The sequence below is a fragment of the Bradyrhizobium arachidis genome (assembly GCF_024758505.1).
Lineage (GTDB): Bacteria > Pseudomonadota > Alphaproteobacteria > Rhizobiales > Xanthobacteraceae > Bradyrhizobium > Bradyrhizobium manausense_C.
The window spans coordinates 8,765,317-8,788,638 of the sequence record NZ_CP077970.1; the positions used below are offsets into that span (position 1 = coordinate 8,765,317).

The following is a 23,322-nucleotide window of genomic DNA, read 5'->3' on the forward strand; positions in this document are numbered from 1 at the left end:
GCCGCTCGAACTATCCACAAGCCTCTCCGGCTAAAGACCTCCCCACAATCAGTGCGGAAATTGCAACATGCCGTTAAGTCGGAAGTGAGAGGTTTGCCCCATATCGGAGCAAATCCAGATGGTCATGAGCCGGAGCGAACTCGGCAAGACCCGCCTTCCCCTGTGGGCGGCGGGATTCGTGGCGTTGACCTGCGTGGCCATCCTGGCGTTGAGCGCCTGGCGCGAGTGGGAGACGCGGGCGGCCGAGTTGAGGAACGCCGAGGTGGACGTGACCAATCTCGCGCGGTCGCTGACGCAGCACGCGGACGACACGTTCGAAATCGCCGATACCATTCTCACCGGGCTGGTCCATCGGCTGGAGCATGGAACGGGCCCCGATACAATCACCAAGCTCCAGGTCTATCTGCCGACGCGCAGATCATCGGACCGCATCCGCGGCATTTTCATCTATGACGAAACCGGCCGGTGGCTCGCCACGACCGAACAGATCGACTTCGCCAAGCTCAACAACAGCGACCGCGAATATTTCCAGCATCATCGCGCCTCGACAGACCGCGCGACCCTGATCGGGAGACCGGTCAGGAGTCGCTCAGGCGGCCAGTGGATCATCACGGCGTCGCGTCGCATCAATCATCCCGACGGCAGTTTCGCCGGAGTCGCCCTGATCACGATCGACGTCGCCTATTTCGTCAAATTCTACGAGCGGTTCGACCTCGGGCCGAATGGCTCGGCGTCGCTGGTCAACAACAATGGCATCATGCTGGCGCGCAGCCGCGACGACAGCGGGACCTATGTCGGCCTTGATTTGTCCAATAGGCCATTGTTCAGGGAGTGGAACAGCCGCCCCGCCGCTGCAGTCTACTATTTCACCTCGCCGCTCGATGGCGTGCGCCGATTGAGCTACTACCAGCGAAGCAGCCGATATCCCCTGATGGTGCTGGCGACCATGGCGCAGGATGACGTCCTTGCGCCCTGGCGCAGAGAGGCCCTCACCCGCATGACGTTCGTCGTCGGCCTGACCTTGCTGATAGCGGTGATCGGCCTCTATTTGGTGCGGCAATTGCTGCAGCGACAGCACATGGCGGCGGCCATGGTCGCCAACGAAGCCCAGTTTCGCCTTCTGGCCGAGCAGTCCAGCGATATGGTGACGCGCATCGGGCTCGATGACCGGCTTCTCTACGTTTCTCCGTCCTGCGCCCGTATCATCGGCTGGAATTCGGACGAACTCTTGGGCACGTCAGCCGTGGCTGGCGTCCATGCCGAGGACCGGGAGCGGGTCGAGCAAGCCATGGCTGCACTGAAGAATGACGAGGCCGAAGAGGCCCGGCTCATCTACCGCCAACGCCATCGCGAGAAGGGCGAGATCTGGGTCGAGTCGGCGCTGCACGTCACACGCGCCTCCGAGACCGGGCAGATCGACGGAATCGTGGCCATCATGCGCGACATGACCGAGCAGAAGGATTTGCAGGACAAGCTCGCGTCGCTCGCCACCACCGACGGGCTGACGGGGCTCGCCAACCGGCGACACTTTGATGATTGCCTTGCAGAAGAATGGTCGCGCGCAAAGCGCGATGAAACATCGCTTTCACTCCTTCTGATCGATGTCGATCACTTCAAGGCATACAACGACCACTACGGTCACCAGGCGGGCGACGGCTGCCTGCGCGCACTGGGTCGGATACTCGTCACGCAGATCAAGCGCCCTGCCGATCTGGCGGCGCGATACGGCGGCGAGGAATTCGCCCTGCTGTTGCCGAACACCGATGCAGCAGGTTGCGCGCAGGTCGGAGAGCGGGTTCGCGAGGCGCTGCATGAACTCGCGATCCTGCATGCCCAGAACCCGCCGTCCCGGGTCGTGACGGTGAGCGCGGGCGGTGCCACGATTGCTCCATCCCAGACCATGACCGAAAGCAGCGCATTGCTGACGGCCGCCGATCGGGCGCTCTATGCCGCCAAGGACGGCGGACGCGATCGACTGGTGATGTCGGGACAGGTCGTCCCCTGGCCCGCAAAGAGTGCGTGACCCGCTGCACACTTTTTCGGATCGCGCTCTAGCGGCGCGCCATCACACCAGATGACAGGCCACGAAGTGGCCGCCCGCGTGCTCCTTCAGCTCCGGCGCGCTTTCGGAGCAGCGGGGCTGCGCGATCGGGCAGCGGGTGTGGAAATGACACCCCTTCGGCGGCTTCATCGGGCTCGGCACGTCGCCCTTCAGGCGGATGCGCTCGCGCTTGAATTTCGGATCTGGCACCGGCACCGCCGACAGCAACGCCTTGGTGTAGGGATGCTGCGGATTGCGGTAGAGGTCGCTCGCCTTGGCGAGCTCGACGATACGGCCGAGATACATCACCGCGACACGGTCGGAGATGTGCTCGACCACCGAGAGGTCGTGGGCGACGAACAGATAGGTCAGGTTCAGCTCGGCCTGCAGGTCCTCCAAGAGGTTGATGACCTGCGCCTGGATCGAGACGTCGAGCGCGGAGACCGGCTCGTCGCAGACGATCAGTTTCGGCTCGACCGCGAGCGCGCGGGCGATCACGATGCGCTGGCGCTGGCCGCCGGAGAATTCGTGCGGATAGCGACGCATATGCTCCGCCTTCAGCCCGACCTTGACGAGGAGGCTCGCCACCCGCCCCTCGCGCTCGGCGGCCGACTGCGCGAGCTTGTGGATGGTGAAGGCCTCGCCGAGGATCGCGCCGACCGTCATGCGCGGATTGAGGGAGGCGAACGGATCCTGAAACACGATCTGCATCTGGCGCCGCAGCGCGCGCAGATCGTTGCCGCCGAGGCTCCGTACATCCTGCCCGTCGAAGACCACCTCGCCTTCGGTCGGCTCGATCAGGCGCAGCACGCAGCGGCCCGTGGTGGACTTGCCGCAGCCGGATTCGCCGACCAGCCCGAGCGTCTCGCCGCGATTGACCGAGAACGACACGCCGTCCACGGCATAGACGCTGCCGACCTGGCGCGACAGGAGGCCGCCGAGCACGGGAAAATGCTTCTTCAGGCCGGAGACGCGCAGCAGGGGTTCGCTCATGACGCAACTCCTGTCGTCGCAACGTCTCCGAGATGGCAGGCCATGCGGTGGCCCGGCTTGACCTCGCGCAGCAGCGGCTCCTTTTCGGTGCAGACGCTCATGGCGAACTTGCAGCGCGGCGCAAACCGGCAGCCGACCGGCGGATTGATCAGGATCGGCACCGAGCCGCCGATCGCCTCGAGCCGCGTCTTGTGCTTGCTGTCGAGGTCGATGCGCGGGATCGAGCGGATCAGCCCTTGCGTGTAGGGATGGCGGGGATCGCCGAAGAGATCGTCGACGGCCGCCTCCTCCACCACCTTGCCGGCATACATCACCACGACGCGCTGTGCAGTCTCGGCGACGACGCCCATGGCATGGGTGATCAGCATCACCGCCATGCCGAAGCGATCCTTCATGTCCTGGAGCAGATCGAGGATCTGCGCCTGGATGGTGACGTCGAGCGCGGTGGTCGGCTCGTCGGCGATGATGAGCTTCGGCTTGCACGCAAGTGCCATTGCGATCATGACGCGCTGGCGCATGCCGCCGGAGAACTGATGCGGATAATTGTGCACGCGGCCTTCCGCGTTGGGAATCTGCACCAGTTTCAGCATGTCGATCGTCCGGGCGATCGCGTCCTTCTGCGACAGGCCCTCATGGCGGCGCAGGCTCTCGGCGATCTGCTCGCCGACCGTCAGCACCGGATTGAGCGAGGTCATCGGCTCCTGGAAGATGAAGCCGATTTCCTTGGCCCTGACATCGTCGAGCTGGTTGCTCGAGAGCGGCACGAGGTCGCGGCCCTCGAACTTGATCTCGCCCGCCACGATGCGGCCGGGCGGCATCGCGATCAGCTTCAGGATCGACATCGCAGTGACGGTCTTGCCGCAGCCGGATTCGCCGACGACGCAGAGCGTCTCGCCCTTGTTGATGGAGATATCGACGCCGTCGACGGCCTGGAGGATGCCGTCGTCGGTGGTGAAGTGGGTCTTGAGGCCCTTGATCTCGAGCAGCGGGGCCATCAGATCACCCGTCGCGCATCGAGCGCATCGCGCAGGCCGTCGCCGATGAAGTTGATGGCGACCACAGCGATGAAGATCGCACCGCCCGGAAACAGCGCCCAGTGCGGACCGATGTCGAGAAAATCCTTGGCGTCGAACAAGAGCCGCCCCCAGGTCGGGGTATCCGGCGGGAAGCCGAGGCCGAGGAAGGATAGCGTCGATTCCGCGATGATCGCGGCCGCAACGTCGATGGTGCCGGCGATGATCACCGGTCCGACCGCATTGGGCAGGATGTGCCGCACCACCTGGCGCAGCGGACTGGCGCCGAGCGCGCGCGCGGCTTCGACAAACTCCTTTTCGCGCAGCGACAGGAATTGTGCGCGCACGAGACGGGCGACCGGCATCCAGCGCAAGCCCCCGATGACAAGCACGATCAGGATGAAGATGCCGCCCTCGGGGCCGAACGTCGCCTTCAGGCCGTCGCGGAAGAGATAGATTAGCAACAGCAGCAGCGGCAATTGCGGCAGCGACAGGAACAGGTCCGTCATCCACATCAGGCCGTGGCCGAGCGCGCCGCGCGACATGCCGGCGAGCGCGCCGATCAGCACGCCGACGAACACGGAAACCAGCATCGCGGCAAGGCCCACCGCCAGCGAGATGCGCCCGCCATAGATCATGCGTGCCAGAATATCCTGGCCGAGATCGTCGGTGCCGAAGGGATGGGCAAGCGACGGCCCCTGCAGGCCGGCGACGATGTCGATGTCGTTGATCTTGACGCGCCAGACGAAGGGACCGACGACCACCGCCAGGATCAGCACCAGCAACAGGAACGCACTGACGACGGCGAGCTTGTGGCGGCGATAGCGCCGCCACATCTCGCGCCAGGGCGAGTAGACGCCCCGCTCAGCGGAGCGAGATGCGAGGGTCAAGCCAGCCATACAGGACGTCCGCGATGAGGTTGAAGAGCACCACCAGACACGCGAAGACGAAGGTGACGGCCATCACCACCGGCGTGTCGTTGGAAAGGATGGAGGAGATCAGCAGCGAGCCGATCCCGGGGATGCGAAAGATCTGCTCGGTGACGATAGCGCCGCCGAACACCGCCGGCATCTGCAATGCGATCAGCGTGACCACCGGGATCATGGCGTTGCGCATCACGTGCTTGACGATCACCTTGGCCTGGCCGAGGCCCTTGGCCCGCGCTGTCGTGACGTAGTCGAGCCTAATGACGTCGAGCATGGCCGAGCGCACGAAGCGCGTCATGGACGCAGCCTGGAACAGGCCGAGCACCATCACCGGCATGATCGCCTGCCGGATCATCTCGAGCACCCAGCGAAAGCCTGACGCCTTGATGTCGGTCGAGTAGACGAAGGGCAACCAGTCCAGCGTGACCGAGAAGATCAGGATGAACAGGATACCGGTGAAGAAGGTCGGCAGCGAGAAGCCGATGAACGCGAGCGCGTTGGCGATCTGGTCGAACACCGAGTACGGCCGCGTGGCTGCATAGACGCCGACGGGAATCGCGACGCACAGCGCCAGAATCTGCGCGGAGCCGATCACGTAGAGCGTGGTCGGCAGCCGCTGCAGGATGAGGGTGTCGACGTTCATCCGGCTGACGAAGGAAAAACCCCAGTCGCCATGCAGCATGGCGTTGAGCCAGCTCAGGTAGCGAAGATAGATGGGATCGTCGAGGCCGAACTTCGCCCGAAGTGCTGCCTGCACTTCGGGCGGGACGTTCGGATTGGTCGCCAGTTCCGAGAACGGATCGCCTGGCGCCAGCGCCAGCACGACGAACAGCACCAGCGAAATGCCGAGCAGGCTCGGCACGGCGATCAGGAGACGACGCAGGATGTACTGACTCATGAGGGGACCTTACGCCGGTTCCTCAAGCCTCGCGGTACCAGTCCTGGATGTTGTCGGTTTCGTTGGCCCAGCCGCTGATCGCAGGCCGCAGCGTGTTCGAAGCGGCCTCCACCTTGAGGCGGTGCATCACCGGAATGAACACGGTGTCCTGCCACAGCAAATCGTTACACTTGATGTAGAGGGCCGCGCGCTTGACCGGATCGGTTTCGGTTTCCGCCGCCGCAATCAACGCGTCGTAGTCCTTGTTGACGTAGCGCGGGAAGTTCTGACCCTGCCACTTGTTCTCCTTGGTGGCTACCTGACCCGAGATGTAGCGCTTCATATGCAAGGCGGGATCGGGCTGGGTCATCGGGATCTGGAATTCCTCGATGTCGGCGTAGAACTTGGAATAGGTGTCGGGGTTGGCGACGTCGGAGGAGAAGAACACCGAGGCCACGACCGATTTCAGCTCCACGTCGATGCCGGCCTTCTGACAGGCCTGCTTGACGATGGCCTGGGTCTTCTGGCGCGGACCGTTGGTCGAGGTCTGATAAAGCAGCTTGAACTTCTTGCCGTCCTTCTCCCGGATACCATCGGCACCGACCTTCCAGCCGGCATCGTCCAGCATCTTCGAGGCCTTCTCGACGTTGAACTCCCAGCTCGTATTCTTCGAGGCGAACTGCTCCGGCCCGTTGAGATAGTTGGCCGTCGTCCGCCCGGCGCGACCGTAGATCGCCTTCTTGACCGACTCGCGGTCGACGAGCAGCGCAAGCGCCTTGCGCACGGCCGGATCCGAGAGGATGGGATGCTTGGTTTTCAACGACGACCGCTCGCCGTCGACCTCGGTGTTGGGATCGGTGAAGTTGAGCGCGATGAACTCGATGTCGCCGCCCACGGCGTAAATGGTCTTGCCCTTGCCGCCCTTCTCGAGGCGCAGCAGCACGTCGTCTTCCACCTGGATGTTCCAGCCGAAATCATACTCGCCGGTCTGGATCACCGCGCGTGCCGCCGAGACGGCATCGCCGCCGCCCTTCATCTCGATCGTGTCGAAATACGGACGGTTCGGCATGTGATAGTCGGAGTTGAGCTCACCACGGACTACGTCGCCCGGCTTGAACTCGACGAACTTGTAGGCACCGGTACCGATGGGCGCCAGATTGTTCGGCGCCTCGCGGGATTTTCCGCCCTTGTAGTCCGCAAACAAATGTTTCGGGATGATGCAGCCATAGGCGCCGACGAAGGCGTTGGCCCAGAACGGCGTGGGGTTCTTGAACAGGATTCGGATGGTGAGGTCGTCAACCTTTTCCACGGTCATGTCGGCGTAGGTGTTGACGGACACGGCCGCCGTGGCGGGGTCGCTGGCATATGCCCAAGTGAACACGAGATCGTCGGCGGTCAGCGGCTTGCCGTCGTGCCATTTGACGCCGGGCTTGATCTTCCAAGTCACCGACTTGGCATCGGCGGCCAGGCCGCCGTTCTGGATCGACGGGATTTCGGCGGCGAGAATCGGATTGAGGTTGCCGTTGGCGTCCCAGCTTGCGAGCGGCTCGTAGAACAGGCGTGAGCCGTCCTGGTCCTTGGTGCCGGTGGCAAAATGCGGATTGAGCAGCGTCGGCCCCTGCCACCACAACAGCTTCAGCGGACCGCCGCCGCCGCGCTTGGTCGGAGGGTAAGCCGCGGGGCTCTGGGCCATGGCAACGCCGCCGATGGCAAGGATCTGGTTCGCCATCGGCGCGGTGAGGCCGATAGCCGCCAGACGCTGGATGAAGGCGCGGCGATCCATCCGCCCGTCCTTCACCTTTCCGATCATCGAACGCAGTTCTTTGTCCAGCATGGTTGTCCCCCGTCTGGTTCCTGTATGGATGCGGGCGGCCGATTGGGCGGCCGCCGAGTTTGTCTGGCAGTAGATGGCACACCGAATGGGCCGCGCGTCAACTGCGACCGTGTGTATGCAAACGGTCTTCTGGCTGTCCGTTGAGCAAAATTCTGATCCGGCGCCTACCGGTTCGGCAATACGCCGGGAAAAATCGCCTCCCGCCGCGCTGCACTGCGAAAAATTTGTTCGCCTGATCAGACGAAGTATCGAGAAACTCGCTCCCCGATATCAGGTCAGGGACATGTCCAGCGGCGGTGCAACATTGTCCGGCATCGGGCAGACGTAAGGCGTCTTGGCCGTGCGCTTCTTCAGATCCGCCTTGGCGGCCGCGATCAGTTCCGGCTCGGTCAGTGCCTTGATGCCGATCCCCGCCATGGCCTTGGCGGCCTGCACCATGGCCTTGTGGGCGTGCGGGCTCTTGCCCTGCGCCACCACCTGCCAGGTGTGGAACGGCGTGCCGATTGCAACCGTCGGTGCGTGGACCTGCACGGTGGGGACGACCCAGCTCACGTCGCCCACATCGGTCGAGCCGACCAGCGGATTGCGCTTGGCATCCAGCGGCACCAGGAAGTCGGCGAGCGGCCGCTCGGTCGGCTCCATGCCGATCGCGTAATAGACCGACGAGATATCCTTATCGGTCAGGGTCGCACGGATGTCGGAGGCGAAGGCCTTGTCCGCCTCGTCGAAATGCGGCGGCCCGAGTTCTTCCATCACCTTGTGCAACGCGTGCTCCAGCGGGGCGTTGGGCAGGATGTTTGAGACCGCGGAGATGATCTTCATCTCGACCTTGGTCTCGGTCATCAGGGCCGCGCCCTGCGCGATCTTCTGCACCCGCCCGACCAGTTCGGTCATGCCGGGCAGATCGCGGGCGCGGATCGAATAGCGCACGCGGGCATGGGCCTGCACCACGTTGGGCGCGATCCCGCCGGTATCGAGCAGCGCATAGTGCACGCGCGCATCGCTCGGCATGTGCTCGCGCATGTAGTTGACGCCGACATTCATCAGCTCCACCGCGTCGAGCGCGGAGCGGCCGAGATGCGGCGAGGCCGCGGCATGCGAGGTGCGGCCGGTAAAGATGAAGTCGGCGCGCGTGTTGGCCAGCGACGGCGTCACCGCGACTTCCCAGAAACTGTGTGGATGCCAGGTGATGGCAATGTCGGCATCCTCGAAGCCGCCGCTGCGCACGATGAAGGCCTTGGCCGCGCCGCCTTCTTCGGCGGGACAGCCATAGTAACGGACGCGGCCGGGCACCTTGTTCTCCGCGAGCCAGTCCTTCACAGCGGTCGCCGCAAGCAGCGCCGCCGAACCCAGCAGATTGTGGCCGCAGCCATGGCCGTGACCGCCGGCCTCGACCGGCCGGTGTTCCGCAACACCCGCTTCCTGGCTCAACCCCGGCAGCGCGTCATACTCGCCGAGGAAGGCGATGACCGGTCCGCCCTCACCCCACTCACCCATCAGCGCGGTGGGAATGCCGGCGACATTCTCGGTGATGCGAAAACCCTGATGGCGCAGCTCGGCGAGATGCTCGGCAGCGGAGCGCGCTTCGGTGTAGCACACCTCCGGCATTCCCCAGACCTTGTCGCTCAAATCGATGAAGCGCGCCTTGATCGTGTCAACGCCACGCCAGATGTCACTGCGGTTGTCCATGCTTCGGTCCGTGATCCCAGTCAAAACGAAGCGACGATGGGTAGCAGCTTCGTTTGACGCCGCCTAGCACCCGGCGTAGCAACAGCCATGCAGCCGGGGCGGCACGACAGGAAATGTGACGCTCATCAATTGGCGTGGTCAACGGTTCCGGCGGTCTTTCAAGACGGCCGGTCGCGGCTTAGATTACCCACGGTTCGCGCGTCGCTTCTCTCGTCACATGACAGCGACGTCAACAGGCCAGGAGAACTCCATGCCCGCCATGACCGAATGGAGAGTGCCGCCGGCACATCAGCCCCGCGCGAGCGACTATGGTTTTGATCTCGACCGCGTGCTGTCCTCCGTCGTCGGCCTGCATTCCATCATCCCGCCGGACGCCTTCAGCGCCGAGACGCTCGGCACCGAGCGCGCCGGCAATGGCGTCGTGATCGACGACGGGCTGGTGCTCACCATCGGCTACCTCATCACCGAGGCGGAGGCGGTGTGGCTGCATCTTGGCGATGGACGCGTCGTGCAAGGCCACGTGCTCGGCTTCGACTCCGTCACCGGCTTCGGCCTGGTGCAGGCGCTGGGCCGTCTCGACCTCGAGCCGATCCCGCTCGGCTCTTCCGCAGCAACGCGGATCGGCGACCGCGTCGTGGTCGGTGGTGCGGGCGGACGCACGCGCTCGGTCGCGAGCCAGATCGTGGCGAAGCAGGAGTTTGCCGGCTATTGGGAATATCTATTGGACGAGGCGGCCTTCACCTACCCCGCGCATCCGAACTGGGGCGGCACCGGGCTGATCAACGAGCGCGGCGAACTGATCGGCATCGGCTCGCTCCAGCTCGAGCGGGAGCGCGACGGCAAGGCCGAGCATGTCAACATGATCGTGCCGATCGACCTGTTGAAGCCGATCCTCGACGATTTGCGCAAGTTTGGCCGCGTCAACAAGCCGGCGCGCCCCTGGCTCGGCCTGTTCTCGACCGAGATCGACAACCGCGTCGTGGTGATCGGCATCTCCTCCAACGGACCTGCTGAGCGCGCCGAGCTCAAGACCGGCGACGTCATTCTGGCCGTCGACGGCGAGAAGGTGACGAGCCAGACGGACTTCTATCGCAAGATGTGGTCGCTCGGCGCCGCCGGCGTCGACGTGCCGCTCACGGTGCATCATGAAGGCGTCACCTTCGACGTCACCGTGACCTCGACGGACCGCTTCAAACTCCTGAAGCAGCCCAAGCTGCACTGAATCACCACACCGCCAGTTGACAGCCCAAGCCACGGAGGAGCGACAATGAGCGAGGCCGTGGTGGACGACATCGTGGCCGTGCTGCCGCCATTACTCAACGCATTGGAGGGGCTCGGCTTCGTCGCGCGCCATCTGCATCCGCCGGCCTTCGAATCCGTCATGCAGGCGATCGATACGCCGGACGATGCTCTGCGAGTAGCGCGTTCGCGCCTCGGCGAATGGCCGCAGGCGTTTGCGGAGATGCGCGGCCTGATCGAGCGGGCCTGCGATGAAACGCTCGCGGCCTTCGCCGGCCTGCGCACGGTTCAGCGCGGCCAGGGCGATTTCGTCGCGGTGTTTCGCGCCTTGCGCCATGTGCCCCGCGCGCAGGAAGCGCTCTATCCGCTCGCCGCAAAATTCCCGCCGGTCAGCAGCTTCTTCCTTAGCGCCACAACGCGCGAGGATGAGGACCTGCTGACGCGACTAACCGAGGCGACCGGTGAGCACACCGGCATTGTCCACGATCACAACGAGCCCGGCAACCGCGGCGGCTTCTCGCTTTACGTGCCGGAATACTACACACCTGACCGCGCCTGGCCGCTGGTAATGGCGCTGCATGGCGGCAGCGGCAACGGCCGCGGCTTCCTGTGGAGCTGGCTGCGCGACGCGCGAAGTTTTGGCGCGATCCTGGTCGCCCCGACCGCCACGGGGCCGACCAGGGCGCTGATGGGCGACGACAGCGACACGCCCAATCTGATGCGCATCCTCGAGAGCATCCGCAGCCGCTTCAACGTCGATCCCCAGAGGATGCTGATGACCGGTATGAGCGACGGCGGCACCTTCTGCTATGTCAGCGGCCTGGAGGCCGCCTCGCCCTTCACGCATCTCGCGCCAGTCTCGGCGACCTTCCATCCGCTGATGGCGGAAATGGCTGATGCCGCGCGGCTGCAGGGACTGCCGGTCTTCATCACCCACGGCAAGCTCGATTGGATGTTCCCTGTGCAGGTTGCACGCCAGACGCAAGGCGCGCTGTCAGCCGCCGGCGCAGACGTCACCTATCGCGAGATCGATGACCTCAGCCATTGCTATCCGCGCGAGATCAACGCGGAGCTGCTGCAATGGCTGAATGGCGGATGAACGAGTCGTCCTTACGCTCGCCTCAAGGTCATGGGAACCATCTCCCCGCACCGGCGTTGTCGCCGGACACCGGAGGTTCTCTATGAAGGTTTTGTTCGGAATGATCCTGGGCGCGCTGCTGCTTGGCGTCGGCGTCTATATCCATGACTCGATGCAGACGTCGGCCGGCAGCGACGTTGCTGCAACCAATCGCACCATCGTCAACTGGGATGTCGCCAAGGCCGATTGGGATGCGCTGCGGGATCGCGCGCATAAGGACTGGGTGAGAATTTCGTCGAAGTAGTCAGCCGCATTCCGCGACAATGATAAGGCGCCGTCGTCAGCAACGACGGCGCCTTTGTCATGCTTGACTGGGCTCAATTAGTCTTGGCTCGGTTACCCCTGGCTCAGTTACCCTTGGCTCAGTTGCTCTTGGCTCAGTTGCTCTTGCTCGCCTTCGCCTTGCGCGCGTCGGCGATCACCTGCTCGAACTCCGCCATGGTCAGCACACCCGGCACGCGGAATTTCCCGACGATGAAGGACGGCGTGCCGCGGAAACCGAAAGCCTCGGCCTGATCGTTGTTGCGCTTCAGGATCGCGTCGATGTCCTTGGCGCGACCCGTGAGGTCGCGCTTGAGACGGTCCATGTCGACGCCAGCAGCCGCCAGAATCTCGTTGATGCGCGGCTCGGTCAGTCGCGAGCTGACGCCAATCATGGCATCATGCGCCTGGTGGTACTTGTCCTGGAATTTCGCAGCGAGCGCGATCCGCGCCGCCGTCACCGACACCGGGCCGAGGATCGGCCAGTCCTTCATCACCAGCCGCACCTTGCCGTCGTCCTGGATGACCTGGCGAAGCTCGGGCTCGAGCTTCCGGCAATAGGGACAATTGTAGTCCGACCATTCGACGATGCTGATGTCGCCGTCGAGATTGCCGGCAACCGGCACATCCGGATCGCGAAGCACCTTGGCTTCGGTCAGCACCTCGTCATCGTCGCTCGTCGCCGCAATCGCCGAGCGGGTCGCGAGGCCGCCGGCAAGCAGCGCGCTCGCGCCGATCAGCGTCAGTGCTCCGCGCCGCGTCGTCGCCAGGCCGCGTTCGTCCCTGAATTTGGTCATATCTCGTCCCGTTTCGGCCCCATCCCCGCATTTACGGTTCCGGCCTGCGAATTGTTACGCCTCATATAGAGGGTCGTTGGGACGATGTCATCGCGCCAAGGATGGCATCAAAACTGCCGAGCCCCGCAGCCCTACGCCGCGATCGCGCCCGGATTCCGCGGCAGCAGCGCCATCAGCGTGCCGGTCATGGTCGCGATCAGCGTCGTTGTGCCGTCACGTTCGGCGAAGGCCTTGGCCTCGCAGAAGGTGAGCGTCCGGCCGGGCTTGACCACCTCGGCCTTGAAGATGAAGCGGCTGCCCCGTGCCGGCGCGAGCAAATTGGTCTTGAACTCGACGGTGAGGATGTCGGCCTCGCGCGGCATCAGCGTGAAGGCGGCAACGCCGCAGGCATTGTCCAGCGCCGCCGTGACGATACCGGCATGGACAAAACCGTTCTGCTGGGTGAAGGCGGGCGAATGATCCATGGCAAGTTCGGCCTCGCCCGGCGCAAGCCGCGTGAGCGAGATGCCGAGCGTGTGCATCGCCGGCTGTCCCGCGAACAGCGCAGTCGCCGCGGCGTCGTAGTCCGGGTTCTTCGGCTCGAACGCAGCCATCGCTTATGCCATGACCGGTTCGGCAAGCTGTCGCAGCGCGGTCTCGCTGATGAAAGCTTCAAACGGCGCCGATTTGCGCGCCGCGCGGTCCATATGTACGGCGGTGATCTCGCAGGTCGCGGCGGTCTCGCTGGTTTCGACATTGGTCATGTCATGCCGGAAGCGGATCAGCTTGTCGCGCACTTCGAGAAGCACGCTGCGGATCTCCACGATGTCGCCGGCGAGCAGTTCGCGCGTGTAGCTGATGTTCTGCTGCACCGCGGCCATGCCGCGGCCGGACGTGCGCAGATAGCTCGGCGTCAGTCCGAGGCGGGCGAACAGATTCCAGTTGGCCTCGTCGAATTTGCCGACATACCACATGATGTTCATGTGGCCGACGTGATCGCACTGCCACGGATAGACCGTGCCGCGATAGGTCGCCTCCTCCCGCATTGCAATTCCCGCCCTTATCATTTTTGATACGGTAGCGTATCAGACGTCTGGCGCGTTAGCAATACGGCACCGTATCAAGAATCGATGAGGCTCCAGGAACGGGTGAGGCTCCAAGGATCGGAGAGGCTCTATGAGCGACGGCAAGGGCGATGTCTGGGTCGAGGCGGGGTTCAAGGAACTCGCGGCGTCGGGCGTCGAGGGGGTGCGGGTCGAGGTGCTGGCCAAGAATCTCGGCGTCACCAAAGGCGGCTTCTACCGCCGCTTCGCCGATCGCGCCGCGCTGCTCGGCGCGATGCTGGAGCGCTGGCGGGAAGGGCGGACCGCGGCGATCGCGCAGCAGACGAGCCTCGAGGGTCAAAACGCCCGCGACCGGCTGAAGGCGCTGATCCAGCTCTACTCCGAGCGCATGAATCCGGAGGGCATGGCGATTGAGCTGGCGATACGGCAATGGGCTCGTTCGGACGACAGCGCCGCGGCGGCTGTGGCGAGCGTGGACGCCGCACGGCTGAAGAACGTTGCCGAACTCTACCGCGCCATGGGCCTTGCGCCCGAGGAAGCCGACGCGCAGGCGTTCCTGTTCTATTGCTTCATCTTCGGCCAGAGCCTGCTGTTCGAGCGCAGCCCGCGCAAGCGCGCGCAGCTCGTGGCGAGGTCGGCCGAGAAGTTATTGGATTAAGCGAAAAGGCCGGAGCATTGCTCCGGCCTTCGCGTAATTTCGAAGCTCAGGCGCCCTTCAGCTTCTTGTTGCATTCCGAGTAGTAGCCGCCGCCCTTCTCGATCCATTTCATGCCGCCATTGCCGTTGGTGGCCTTGTTGGCATTGTACTGATCGACGCAAGTGTGCAGGCGGGCCTTGCCGGCGGTTTCCTTGGCATATTTCGGATCGACCGCGTTCGGATAGATCGCGGGACCGGCAGGCAGGGTCGGCGCGGCAGCGGGAGCCGCCTCCTTCTTCGCCTGCTTCGGCTCGGCGGGCGCGGCGGGAGCGGCCGCAGTCGGCGCAGCAGCAGGCGTCGCGTCCGCACCGCACTGGGCCTTGCGGAAGTCATTCCACTTCATGGTGCCGAGCGAGCCGTCCTTCTTGGCCGCCTGGTACTTCGCACTGCATTCCTGCGTGGTCAGCGCCTGCGCCGGGGCGGAGGCGACGAGCGCCGCAAAACCCGACACCGCAACCGCGCACAACAATCTTGCTTGAATGGTCATCCCTTGGTCTCCTCCTAGGCTTCCTCCGGGGGAAGCAAATTGGGACCACTATCCTAGCGTGTCGGCGGCTTCCGACAAGGAAGCGATGGTTTTCGCGGCCAAAATTTAGTGATCGCGTCGTCTCGATTATTCATGTCGCGTTCAGCATCGCGGGCCGAGCCTCTCGCGCCTCTGTCAATTCCGAAGGACAAAGAGTTCAACGCCATGACCCTCACCTCGCGCCTCGCCGCCGTCGCCCTCGCCTCGCTGCTCGCCACCGGCACCGCCTTCGCGCAGACCGCTGCGCCGGCGGCCAAGACCGATGCGAAGAGCACCACGGCGGCCACCACCGAGAAGAAGCCGCCGAAGGAGCGCTCGGCCGAGTCGCTCGAATGCTCCAAGCAGGCGGACGCCAAGGGCCTGCATGGCAAGGAGCGCAAGAAATTCCGCTCCGAATGCATCAAGACCGCGAAGGCCGGCACTGCCGCCCCTGCCGACAAGACGAAGTAATCCCGTCACAATCTCCCTGCCCTCGTGCGGCGGGGAGCGGCGCGCATTTGCGGCATGAGCTGGCCGCAATTGTGCGCGCGGGTGCGATTTGCCATAAGGCGGCGTGAAGCAAATCGCTGCCTCCCTGCCCTTTGACCTGCCCTCCCGCGCCGCGATCCGCAGCGCGGTGGAGACGCTCGTGATCGGTGCCGCCGGCGGGCTCGTTTTCCTGGTCGCCAACCTGCCCGGCGGGCTGATCTCCGGCGCCATGATCGCGGTCGGAATTGCGGCGATTGCCGGCCGCCAGCTCGCGATGCCCGCAATCCTGACCCAGACCGTGCTGGTGCTGCTCGGCATCTCCATCGGCTCGGTGGTGTCAACGCACCTGATCCAGCAGGTCAGCGCCTATCCCTTCACCATCGCCCTGCTCGCCGCCGCCACGTTCTGCGCGACCTTCGGCTCGAGCTATTACCTGCAGCGCGTGCATGGCTGGGACCGCACCTCGGCCTTCCTCGCCGGCAGCCCCGGCGCGCTGTCACAGATCACGATTCTGGCGGTCGAGCGCGGCGCGGATCTGCCGGGGATCGCGGTGGTGCAGACCATGCGCGTCATCATCCTCACCGCAGCGCTGCCGATGGTGCTGGCGCTGGCCGGCGTTGCGCCTTCGGCCGCACCGTCGATGACGACGACGATCGCCTCGCCGCTCGAGCTGTTCGTGCTCGTGATCGCATCGCTCGCGCTCTCGCTGGTGTTGCGGCTGATCAAATTTCCGGCGAGCTGGATGTTCGGCGCGATGATCGCCTCCAGCGTGTTGCATGGCGGCGGCTGGATCGAAGGCGGCCTGCCGAACTGGGTGCGCGGCGCGGCACTGATCGGCATCGGCGCACTGATCGGCAGCCGCTTTGCGCGGATGAAGGTAAAAACGCTCGCCGGCCACATCAACGCCGCGCTCGGCTCATTTTCCGTTGCGATCCTGGTCTCGGCAATCTTCGTCGGCATCGTGGTGCTGACCACGCATGTGAAATTTTCCGACGTCGTCGTCGCCTTCGCACCGGGCGCGATGGACGCCATGCTGGCGCTGGCGCTGATCCTGCACATCGACCCGATCTTCGTCGGCGCGCATCACCTCTCGCGCTTCGTGTTCGTGACCATCGCCACCCCCGGCATCGTCCACCTGTTCGGGCGCCCGCAGGACGACGTGGACGATTAAGCGCGATCAAGAATCGCGCTTAATCGCTTTCTTTAAGCATGATCTTATCGGAAAACCGCTTCGCACTTTTCCGGATCATGCACTAGCGCTTCGCCGTCGCCGCAAATCCCCAGGCCGCGATGGCGGCCATCAAGAGCGAGATCAGCACGTTGTAGCCGGCGAGCGAGAGGCCGAGGAAGCGCCACTGCACCTCGTCGCAGCGGACGACCTTCACCGTATCCAGCCGCGACAGGAGATCCTTGGCGCTGCCGAGATTGACCACCGGCCCCGAGCAATCGGTCGGGCCCTTCCAAAATCCCCATTCGACGCCCGAGTGGTAGGCGCCGAGACCCGCATTGGCGAGCGTCGCAAACGCGAGGATGGCGAGCCCGGCCAGCAGCAACGGCCGCGGCGCGCCGCTTCGTGCGGCAATCACCGTGAGCGCGCCGACCGGCATCGCGAGGTAGTAGGCGTAGCGCTGCTCCAGGCAGAGCGGACAGGGCAGGATCTCCAGCACGAGCTGGAAGAACCAGGCGCCTGCGATCGTCACGGCCGCGATCAGGGTGACCGCCAGCGACGCCATCAGCGCGGGACTGGCGGGCTTCAGCGCTGGTATCGCGGCACTAGCGGCGGTCACGACAGCCTCTTCGAACGGGATGGTGACAAGCCTCTAGCCCCGGCCCGCGTCCCTGTCGAGAACGCACCGGATCACTTTGGCGCGGGTTGACCCCGCCCTTTCCATGGCTATAGTCCGCCGGCTTCGCGACGACCGGTATCCGGCCCGTCTCGAGGGCCCCTGTGGCGGAACTGGTAGACGCGCTCGACTCAAAATCGAGTTCCGCAAGGAGTGCTGGTTCGATTCCGGCCAGGGGCACCAGCCTTCGCTGCTTCGCAGCTACGGCTCGGCAGGCCAGTCTCCACCCTCTCGTGGCGAAGCAGCGAAGGCTGTCGCGCCGAAGCCTTGGCGGAGGCGGACCGGTTCGGCATACCCACCCTGCACAGCCCCTCGCTAGCCGCCGTCACACTCCCACTGTATAAACCGGTAGCTTCTTCTCTCATCTGAAGGAGCTCACATGAACGACCTGCACGTCTGGCTTTCGCAGCAGCACCACGGTCTGCGGACCTACAAAACCTTCCAGCAAAAACTCGATGCCTTGAGCGTGCATGATCCCGAGCAGCGGGGTCTGTGCCGTCTCCTGAGCAGCCTCGTCGGCCGCTACATCGAGGCCTATGACGAGGCGCCGCTGCCGGTCGCCGTGGCCGATGCTGCCTTTCACCGCCTGCTCACACTCCTTGCCAGCCTCGATCTCGGCGGCAATGCCGATCGCCGGCTCGCCGATATCAATCGGGTGGCGACGAGCGACCTCTGGCATTGACCGCGTCGTCGCAGTCCGGAGCGACATCGCTGATTTGCGTTCGGACACCGGCGCGCTACGCTAGGCCCGGCCCACGCTCCGAGCTGCCCCATGGCGAAACGACGCGCGACTGAGACGCCGGACGACCTGCCCCGCTACTTCGTGTGGGTGCGCGGGCTCGACGGCCCTGAGCCGCAGAAATGGGCGGCGCTGGACTTTGGCGTCGACGGTTGGAAGCGGTCGCAGGTGCTGGCCTATCTGGAGCTTGCCGAGGAAGAGCGGCGACTGTCACTGTCGATGCTGGCGCGACGTTATCCGCCGCCGCGGGTGGAGAACAGCGGGTAGATCCCCTCGCGGGTTGCCTGGCCGGTTACTTGGCGAATTACCTGGCTTTCTTCGCGGACCAATTGTCCATGATGAAAGTCTGGCCCGTCGTCAGGCCAGTGCCGGTGATTGCCTTGCCGACCAGTTTTTCGAGCTCCGTGTCGCGGAATGCGTTGCCGCCGCTGCGGCGAAGCACATATTCCTTGCCATCGTCGGCATGAAGCACGACGCCGACATGATCGCTTTTGGAGCCCGGAGCAATCCGGGCTCGCGCGACGGTACCGTTCAGCTCTGTCTTCTTCATGTCACCTGCGAACGTATTGGGCGACGCGTACCAGGCGATTGTCCTGGGCATGCGCCACCATCACCTGGATTTCCGGTATCCCCTTCGGGCGTTTGCCTGAGGGACGCTTGTGGTTTGTTACCACGATCACGCTCTGCTTGACACTATGCGCTTTCATTTGGCGCGCATAGTCGTCGCCGCCGACGATATCGAACGCCTCCAGATCATCCGCGCCGGCACGCATGCCGCGTTGATTGGCGAGCTTGCGTACCAGCGCTTGCAGGTTCGTCCCAGGCCGTACCTTTTTGCCGGGGAACCCCGAACTGTCATGGGCAGCCTTCCCGGCCGCGGTCAGGGCGACGCGGCGCGTCTTGCGCGCCGCGGCATCGTCGATATCCGATTCCGACATGGCGCCAGCCTTGGACTTGGATTTGGATTTGGACTTGGACTTTGACTTGCCTTTGCCCTTGCTCTTGACCTTGCCGTTGGATGCCTCGCTCAGGCAGGGCGTCACGGAGGGATCGCCGAGCAGGAGGAACTGGGCCAGCGTCTTCAGATTGACGGGATCTTCCATCTTCTGCCCGGAGACGAAATCCTGCCGCGACTGAAGACAGGCCCTTCCGAGCGAAGCTCCCTTGTTGAGTGCGTAAATCATCCAGTATTGCGTGATCAGGTCGGCGCCGCTGTTGCCTTCCTCGGGGCCGTAGGCCGTGGTCGTGCTTCCGAGAAAGCCGATCGCACCGGCCTGGAGATAGGCGTTGGAGATCGGCCATTTGTTCTGGGCCCATTTCGGGTCGAACAATTGCGCGCCGAAACAGCATTCGGCCGCGATGATCGCGTTGGCCTTGGCGCCCTTCGCCACATCGGCGCTCGTCATGGCGACCGGATATCGGCTGCCGCTCTGGCCATAAAATTGCGGATCGACCTCGCCGCCGTGACAATTGAAGAAATGGCTCAACGGCTTCAGGAGCCGTGCGACGCCCGGCGTTCCCGTGCTGGGACAGGACTTGATCGCCTTGCTCTCGAAGATCTTGTCCACGCTCTCCTGGGTCGACTTCGACCAGACCTTCGCCGATATCGCGAAGTAGGGCAGATAGGCCTTCCTCGGGCGGCTCTTGAACGCGGCCGACGCGCGGATCAGCTTGATGAGATGATCGGGCGCCTCCGCGCCCGTGATGCCGGGAATACGGCCGACGACGCGCGTGACCGCCGTGTACTTCGCGGCATCGCGCGACGTGAATGGCGCATCGCTCGCATAGGGTAGATCGCTGGGGACGTTGGGGTCCTTGTCCTTCGGCACGGGATTGTCGAGCGTCAGATGCGGTATCACGTCCGGCGCATCGATCAGCACCAAATAGTCGGGCATCGCCGCGGCGTAGACCGCATCGACGGCGTCCTTGGCCTGACGCTCGCTCGTCGCAGTCGTGACCGCTTTTCCTTTGTACTTCTTCATCGTGGCGGCGTTCGAAATATCGATGAGCTCGGTCGCGAGTCCCGTCGCCTTGTTGGCCTTCGCGAGGTCGCGCAATGCGGCAAGGACCGCAGCTCCTCCCTTCGCGCCGTACTTCTTGTTCATTGCCTGGACGTTTACGATCAGTGCCTTGTCAACCATCTTCCGTCTCCAAAATGCTGTTGATTCGAAAAGACCTGGCTTCGCCCAAGAAGGGCGTCGCGACTTGCAATGCCGCGGCCGGTCGCCGCGCGAGTACGCCAATCACTACGATTTAAGATTGCATCCTACGCGATCATCGGCCGACGAGAAACGTCTTTTTTGGCTCGCCGATGCGGCCAGTTCAGCCGGGAGACCTCCGTGTCGAGAGACTAACCGCCCCCATGATTATGGGTGTTGCAACGCGCGCGCGGCGGCTAAGCTTGGCACCGGCGCCGCGGGGGACGCGTGGCCGGGGTTTTTGCGATGACGGACCAAGGCGAGACGGCCGACACCATCACCATCCTGCTGGTCGAGGACGATGCGCCGACCTGCTGGCGGCTGCAGGATGCGCTGGTGAAGGCGGGCTACGAGGTGCGGACCGCCGGTACGCTCGGTCAGGCCCGCAACACCCTCGATGACGCGGCACCGCGCGTGCTGTTGACCGATCTGCGCCTTCCCGACGGGCACGGGATCGAACTGATCCGCGAGACCAGGCGGCGCTTTCCCGACACCGAGATCATGGTGATATCAGCGCTGGGCGACGAGGAGAGCGTGATCTCCGCCATTACCGTCGGCGCCACCGGCTATCTGCTGAAGGACGCCTTCCCGACCGACATCGCCACCACCGTGCGCGACCTCGTGGCCGGGCATTCGCCGATCTCGGCCTCGATCGCACGCTTCATCGTGCGGCGAACCCAGACGTCCGCCGAGCCCCCGCCCGGCCCCGCGCTCAACACGGCCAAATTGACCCCGCGCGAGATCGACATCCTCTGGGGCATCGCCAAAGGCTTCAGTTACGCCGAGATCGCAAGCCATCTCGGCCTGTCGCGCCAGACCGTGCCCGGGCACATCAAGAACATCTACCGCAAGCTCGAGGTCCATACCCGCAGCGAAGCGGTGTTCGAGGCCGTGCAGCAGGGCCTGATCAAGCTGTGAGCGATGTCGCGGCGAAGCCGGTCGTCTCGGCATGGACGCGACGGCGGTTGCGGCTTTCGCGCCTCGTCCCCTATCTGCTGCTGCAGGCGCTGATCGTGATCGCCTGTGTCCTGATGCTGCGGCTGGTGCCGCCTGATGATCCCGACGATTATGCCGTCTCGGAATTCTCGCTGGTCGAGGACGGTGCGACGCGCTCCGTGACGCTGCCGCATTTCACCTCGTCACGCTACTCTCTTGCAGATCCGCCGATCTATGCCGGCACGTTCACGCGAGCGCCCGGCGATGCGAAGACGGCATGGTCGGTGTTCCTGCCGCGGTTCAGCAATGCGGTCGAGGTCGCGGTCAACGGCGTCGTGGTGCTCGACAGCAGGCGCGACGACACCGCCAACCGGCCCGACCGCAACACGCCGCAGATCGTGGTGATCCCCTCTTCACTGCTGCGCGACGGCAGCAATCAGATCACGCTGCGGCTGTTCGTGTGGGGACCGCTAAAAGGCTTTCTCGATACCGTCTATGTCGGGCCGGACGACAAATTGCGGGATGCCTACGACACACGGGCGCTGCTGTTCGTCACGGTGCCGGTGGTGCTGTCGGCGTGGCAATCGCTGCTCGCCGTGATCCTCGCCATCATGTGGCTGATGCGGCGGCGCGAGCCGGTCTACGGCGTGCTCGCGCTCGGAATGCTGGTCGGCGCGGTGCAAGCCTTCGTGCCGCCGCCAGTGCCGCCCGCACCCTATCCGCGGATCGCCGCCATCCTGCTCGCCTCGGCGCCGATCGAGAGTGCGCTCGTCGTCGTGTTCGCGGTGCTGTTCTTCGGCTGGCGCTGGCCGCGCCTTGGGCTGCTGATCTTCGCACCGGGCCTGACCATCTTCATGGTCGGGCTGTTCGCCAGCCAGCCCTTGCCGCGCATCGTGTTTCTGTTTCTGGGCGTGCCGACGGTGGGCGTGTGCCTGATGCTGCTCGCAATCATCGTCACCAGGGCCGTGATCAAGCGGCAGGATGCGGCGAGTTTCGTTTTCGGCTGCGCCGTCACCATCGTGCTGACCTGCTGGTTCCACGACATGCTGCAGGTGTTCGAGATCATCCAGGACGAGCGCACCTTCGTCACGCGGCTGTCCTATTCGGCGATGCTGGTCGCGATCGGCGCTGGTCTCACCTGGCGCTTTGCGCGCGCGCTGAACCAGGTCGACAGCTTTGCCGGCCAGCTCGTCACGCGCGTGCGCGAGGCCGAGGAGCGGCTGAAGGCGAGCTTCGTCCGCGAAGAGGAGCGCGCGCGCGCCGCCGCGCTTGCCAACGAACGCACCCGGCTGATGCGCGACCTGCATGACGGCCTCGGCGGCCAGCTCATCAGCATCGTCGCGCTGTCCGAGCGCGGCAACACGGGCGCGACCATCACGGATGCGGCGCGGGCCGCATTGAAGGATCTGCGGCTCGTCATCGATTCCATGGACGACATCGGCGGCGATCTGATGCTCGCGCTCGGCTCCTGGCGCGAGCGCGCGGCAGCCCAGCTCAGGCCGCACGACATCGCGCTCGATTGGCGCGTGACCTCGCCGCAAGGCCTCCCCCTGCACCCGGAGCTGCGGCCCTGGCACGTCATCCAGATCGTGCGCATCCTGGACGAGGCCGTGACCAACGCAGTCAAGCATGCCTCCGCCCGACATATCAAAGTGACGATCGAAACGCTGGACGGCGGGCCGGACGGCCCGTACGGCGTCATCAGCATCGAGGACGACGGCAAGGGCTTTGCACTTGCCGTCAATGGTGCGGACAATGGCGAAGCGCTCGCGGCCGGCCTGGCCGCGCGCGGCCTGCGCAACATGAAGAGCCGCGCGGCACGCTGCGGCGCCGCGCTCGACATCGGCTCCGGACCCACGGGCACAAGCGTGCGGCTGCAATTGCCGCAGCGCTTTCCCGACAATGATGCGGCGTCGCGCTGAAGCGCGATGATCATCACCGCGCTTCATCTCCTTTGAGCGCGATCTTTTCGGAAAACCGCTGCACACTTTTCCGGATCGCGCTAACGAAGAAGGCCCCCTCCCCGCCGTGTGGGGCGCGCGGAGAGAGGGTCGGGACGGGAT

The 23,322-nt window shown here is 64.6% G+C and carries 24 protein-coding genes and 1 tRNA gene; 12 read left to right on the top strand and 13 right to left on the bottom strand.

Annotation, left to right across the window (positions count from 1 at the left end; genetic code table 11):
• Positions 1 to 118 precede the first annotated feature (118 nt).
• A complete protein-coding gene (locus KUF59_RS40820; RefSeq protein WP_258768011.1) occupies positions 119 to 2,023 on the top strand; it encodes a diguanylate cyclase in 1,905 nt (634 codons plus the stop codon).
• Positions 2,024 to 2,065: 42 nt separating this feature from the next.
• Here KUF59_RS40820 and KUF59_RS40825 read toward each other — a convergent pair whose 3' ends face one another.
• From KUF59_RS40825 to KUF59_RS40850, 6 genes are all read right to left on the bottom strand, one after another.
• Positions 2,066 to 3,034, bottom strand: coding sequence for an ABC transporter ATP-binding protein (locus KUF59_RS40825; protein ID WP_212462209.1), 969 nt, complete (start codon positions 3,032 to 3,034; stop codon positions 2,066 to 2,068).
• Positions 3,031 to 4,029: an ABC transporter ATP-binding protein gene (locus KUF59_RS40830; protein ID WP_212462208.1), complete on the bottom strand. Its 999-nt coding sequence runs from the start codon at positions 4,027 to 4,029 to the stop codon at positions 3,031 to 3,033. Before KUF59_RS40830 ends, KUF59_RS40825 begins: the two co-directional genes overlap by 4 nt.
• The gene (locus tag KUF59_RS40835; RefSeq protein ID WP_212462207.1) at positions 4,029 to 4,946 is read right to left on the bottom strand and encodes an ABC transporter permease; all 918 of its coding nucleotides are present in this window, start codon (positions 4,944 to 4,946) and stop codon (positions 4,029 to 4,031) included. Before KUF59_RS40835 ends, KUF59_RS40830 begins: the two co-directional genes overlap by 1 nt.
• Positions 4,912 to 5,871: an ABC transporter permease gene (locus tag KUF59_RS40840; protein WP_212462206.1), complete on the bottom strand. Its 960-nt coding sequence runs from the start codon at positions 5,869 to 5,871 to the stop codon at positions 4,912 to 4,914. Before KUF59_RS40840 ends, KUF59_RS40835 begins: the two co-directional genes overlap by 35 nt.
• Before the next feature lie 22 nt (positions 5,872 to 5,893).
• On the bottom strand, positions 5,894 to 7,684 hold the full coding sequence (locus KUF59_RS40845; protein WP_212462205.1) for a peptide ABC transporter substrate-binding protein: 1,791 nt from the start codon (positions 7,682 to 7,684) through the stop codon (positions 5,894 to 5,896).
• A 270-nt stretch (positions 7,685 to 7,954) separates the two neighbouring features.
• Positions 7,955 to 9,373, bottom strand: a complete 1,419-nt coding sequence (locus tag KUF59_RS40850; RefSeq protein ID WP_212462204.1) for a M20 family metallopeptidase — start codon at positions 9,371 to 9,373, stop codon at positions 7,955 to 7,957.
• 250 nt (positions 9,374 to 9,623) lie between these two features.
• Here KUF59_RS40850 and KUF59_RS40855 point away from each other — a divergent pair, with 250 nt between their 5' ends.
• From KUF59_RS40855 to KUF59_RS40865, 3 genes are all read left to right on the top strand, one after another.
• Positions 9,624 to 10,595: a S1C family serine protease gene (locus KUF59_RS40855; protein WP_212462203.1), complete on the top strand. Its 972-nt coding sequence runs from the start codon at positions 9,624 to 9,626 to the stop codon at positions 10,593 to 10,595.
• A gap of 45 nt (positions 10,596 to 10,640) precedes the next feature.
• Positions 10,641 to 11,711: a carboxylesterase family protein gene (locus tag KUF59_RS40860; protein WP_212462202.1), complete on the top strand. Its 1,071-nt coding sequence runs from the start codon at positions 10,641 to 10,643 to the stop codon at positions 11,709 to 11,711.
• 82 nt (positions 11,712 to 11,793) lie between these two features.
• Positions 11,794 to 11,994 carry a hypothetical protein gene (locus KUF59_RS40865; protein ID WP_212462201.1) on the top strand — a complete coding sequence of 67 codons (201 nt, stop codon included), beginning with the start codon at positions 11,794 to 11,796 and terminating at the stop codon, positions 11,992 to 11,994.
• A 133-nt stretch (positions 11,995 to 12,127) separates the two neighbouring features.
• On the opposite strand, the gene KUF59_RS40870 is transcribed toward KUF59_RS40865, so the two are convergent.
• From KUF59_RS40870 to KUF59_RS40880, 3 genes are all read right to left on the bottom strand, one after another.
• On the bottom strand, positions 12,128 to 12,808 hold the full coding sequence (locus KUF59_RS40870; RefSeq protein WP_212462200.1) for a DsbA family protein: 681 nt from the start codon (positions 12,806 to 12,808) through the stop codon (positions 12,128 to 12,130).
• A 131-nt stretch (positions 12,809 to 12,939) separates the two neighbouring features.
• Positions 12,940 to 13,401: a PaaI family thioesterase gene (locus KUF59_RS40875; protein WP_212462199.1), complete on the bottom strand. Its 462-nt coding sequence runs from the start codon at positions 13,399 to 13,401 to the stop codon at positions 12,940 to 12,942.
• Positions 13,402 to 13,404: 3 nt separating this feature from the next.
• A complete protein-coding gene (locus KUF59_RS40880) occupies positions 13,405 to 13,833 on the bottom strand; it encodes an acyl-CoA thioesterase (protein WP_212462198.1) in 429 nt (142 codons plus the stop codon).
• Between the two features lie 130 nt (positions 13,834 to 13,963).
• Between KUF59_RS40880 and KUF59_RS40885 the strand changes: the two genes are divergently transcribed.
• Entirely contained in the window at positions 13,964 to 14,509 is a 546-nt protein-coding gene (locus tag KUF59_RS40885) for a TetR/AcrR family transcriptional regulator (RefSeq protein ID WP_212462197.1), read from the top strand.
• Between the two features lie 46 nt (positions 14,510 to 14,555).
• Here KUF59_RS40885 and KUF59_RS40890 read toward each other — a convergent pair whose 3' ends face one another.
• Positions 14,556 to 15,035: a hypothetical protein gene (locus tag KUF59_RS40890; protein ID WP_212462196.1), complete on the bottom strand. Its 480-nt coding sequence runs from the start codon at positions 15,033 to 15,035 to the stop codon at positions 14,556 to 14,558.
• Between the two features lie 204 nt (positions 15,036 to 15,239).
• Here KUF59_RS40890 and KUF59_RS40895 point away from each other — a divergent pair, with 204 nt between their 5' ends.
• Both KUF59_RS40895 and KUF59_RS40900 read left to right on the top strand, forming a co-directional pair.
• Complete coding sequence (locus KUF59_RS40895) at positions 15,240 to 15,524, top strand: PsiF family protein (protein WP_212462195.1); 285 nt, start codon at positions 15,240 to 15,242, stop codon at positions 15,522 to 15,524.
• 103 nt (positions 15,525 to 15,627) lie between these two features.
• A complete protein-coding gene (locus KUF59_RS40900) occupies positions 15,628 to 16,713 on the top strand; it encodes an AbrB family transcriptional regulator (RefSeq protein ID WP_212462194.1) in 1,086 nt (361 codons plus the stop codon).
• A gap of 82 nt (positions 16,714 to 16,795) precedes the next feature.
• Here KUF59_RS40900 and KUF59_RS40905 read toward each other — a convergent pair whose 3' ends face one another.
• Positions 16,796 to 17,329 (bottom strand): disulfide bond formation protein B, encoded by a 534-nt coding sequence (locus KUF59_RS40905; protein ID WP_212462193.1) that lies wholly within the window; start codon positions 17,327 to 17,329, stop codon positions 16,796 to 16,798.
• Between the two features lie 155 nt (positions 17,330 to 17,484).
• On the opposite strand from KUF59_RS40905, the gene KUF59_RS40910 reads away from it, so the two are divergent.
• From KUF59_RS40910 to KUF59_RS40920, 3 genes are all read left to right on the top strand, one after another.
• Positions 17,485 to 17,569: transfer RNA gene (locus tag KUF59_RS40910), tRNA-Leu, on the top strand.
• A gap of 196 nt (positions 17,570 to 17,765) precedes the next feature.
• On the top strand, positions 17,766 to 18,068 hold the full coding sequence (locus KUF59_RS40915) for a hypothetical protein (RefSeq protein WP_212462192.1): 303 nt from the start codon (positions 17,766 to 17,768) through the stop codon (positions 18,066 to 18,068).
• A gap of 90 nt (positions 18,069 to 18,158) precedes the next feature.
• On the top strand, positions 18,159 to 18,392 hold the full coding sequence (locus KUF59_RS40920; RefSeq protein WP_212462191.1) for a hypothetical protein: 234 nt from the start codon (positions 18,159 to 18,161) through the stop codon (positions 18,390 to 18,392).
• A 37-nt stretch (positions 18,393 to 18,429) separates the two neighbouring features.
• Here the strand turns inward: KUF59_RS40920 and KUF59_RS40925 are convergent, their stop codons facing one another.
• Together KUF59_RS40925 and KUF59_RS40930 are read right to left on the bottom strand one after the other, a co-directional pair.
• Entirely contained in the window at positions 18,430 to 18,675 is a 246-nt protein-coding gene (locus tag KUF59_RS40925; protein ID WP_212462190.1) for a hypothetical protein, read from the bottom strand.
• 1 nt (position 18,676) lies between these two features.
• Positions 18,677 to 20,266, bottom strand: coding sequence for a C25 family cysteine peptidase (locus KUF59_RS40930; protein WP_212462189.1), 1,590 nt, complete (start codon positions 20,264 to 20,266; stop codon positions 18,677 to 18,679).
• 303 nt (positions 20,267 to 20,569) lie between these two features.
• Here KUF59_RS40930 and KUF59_RS40935 point away from each other — a divergent pair, with 303 nt between their 5' ends.
• The gene (locus KUF59_RS40935) at positions 20,570 to 21,241 is read left to right on the top strand and encodes a response regulator transcription factor (protein WP_212462188.1); all 672 of its coding nucleotides are present in this window, start codon (positions 20,570 to 20,572) and stop codon (positions 21,239 to 21,241) included.
• On the top strand, positions 21,238 to 23,181 hold the full coding sequence (locus tag KUF59_RS40940) for a sensor histidine kinase (RefSeq protein WP_212462187.1): 1,944 nt from the start codon (positions 21,238 to 21,240) through the stop codon (positions 23,179 to 23,181). The genes KUF59_RS40935 and KUF59_RS40940 overlap by 4 nt, the downstream gene beginning before the upstream one ends.
• The last annotated feature ends 141 nt before the right edge of the window (positions 23,182 to 23,322 follow it).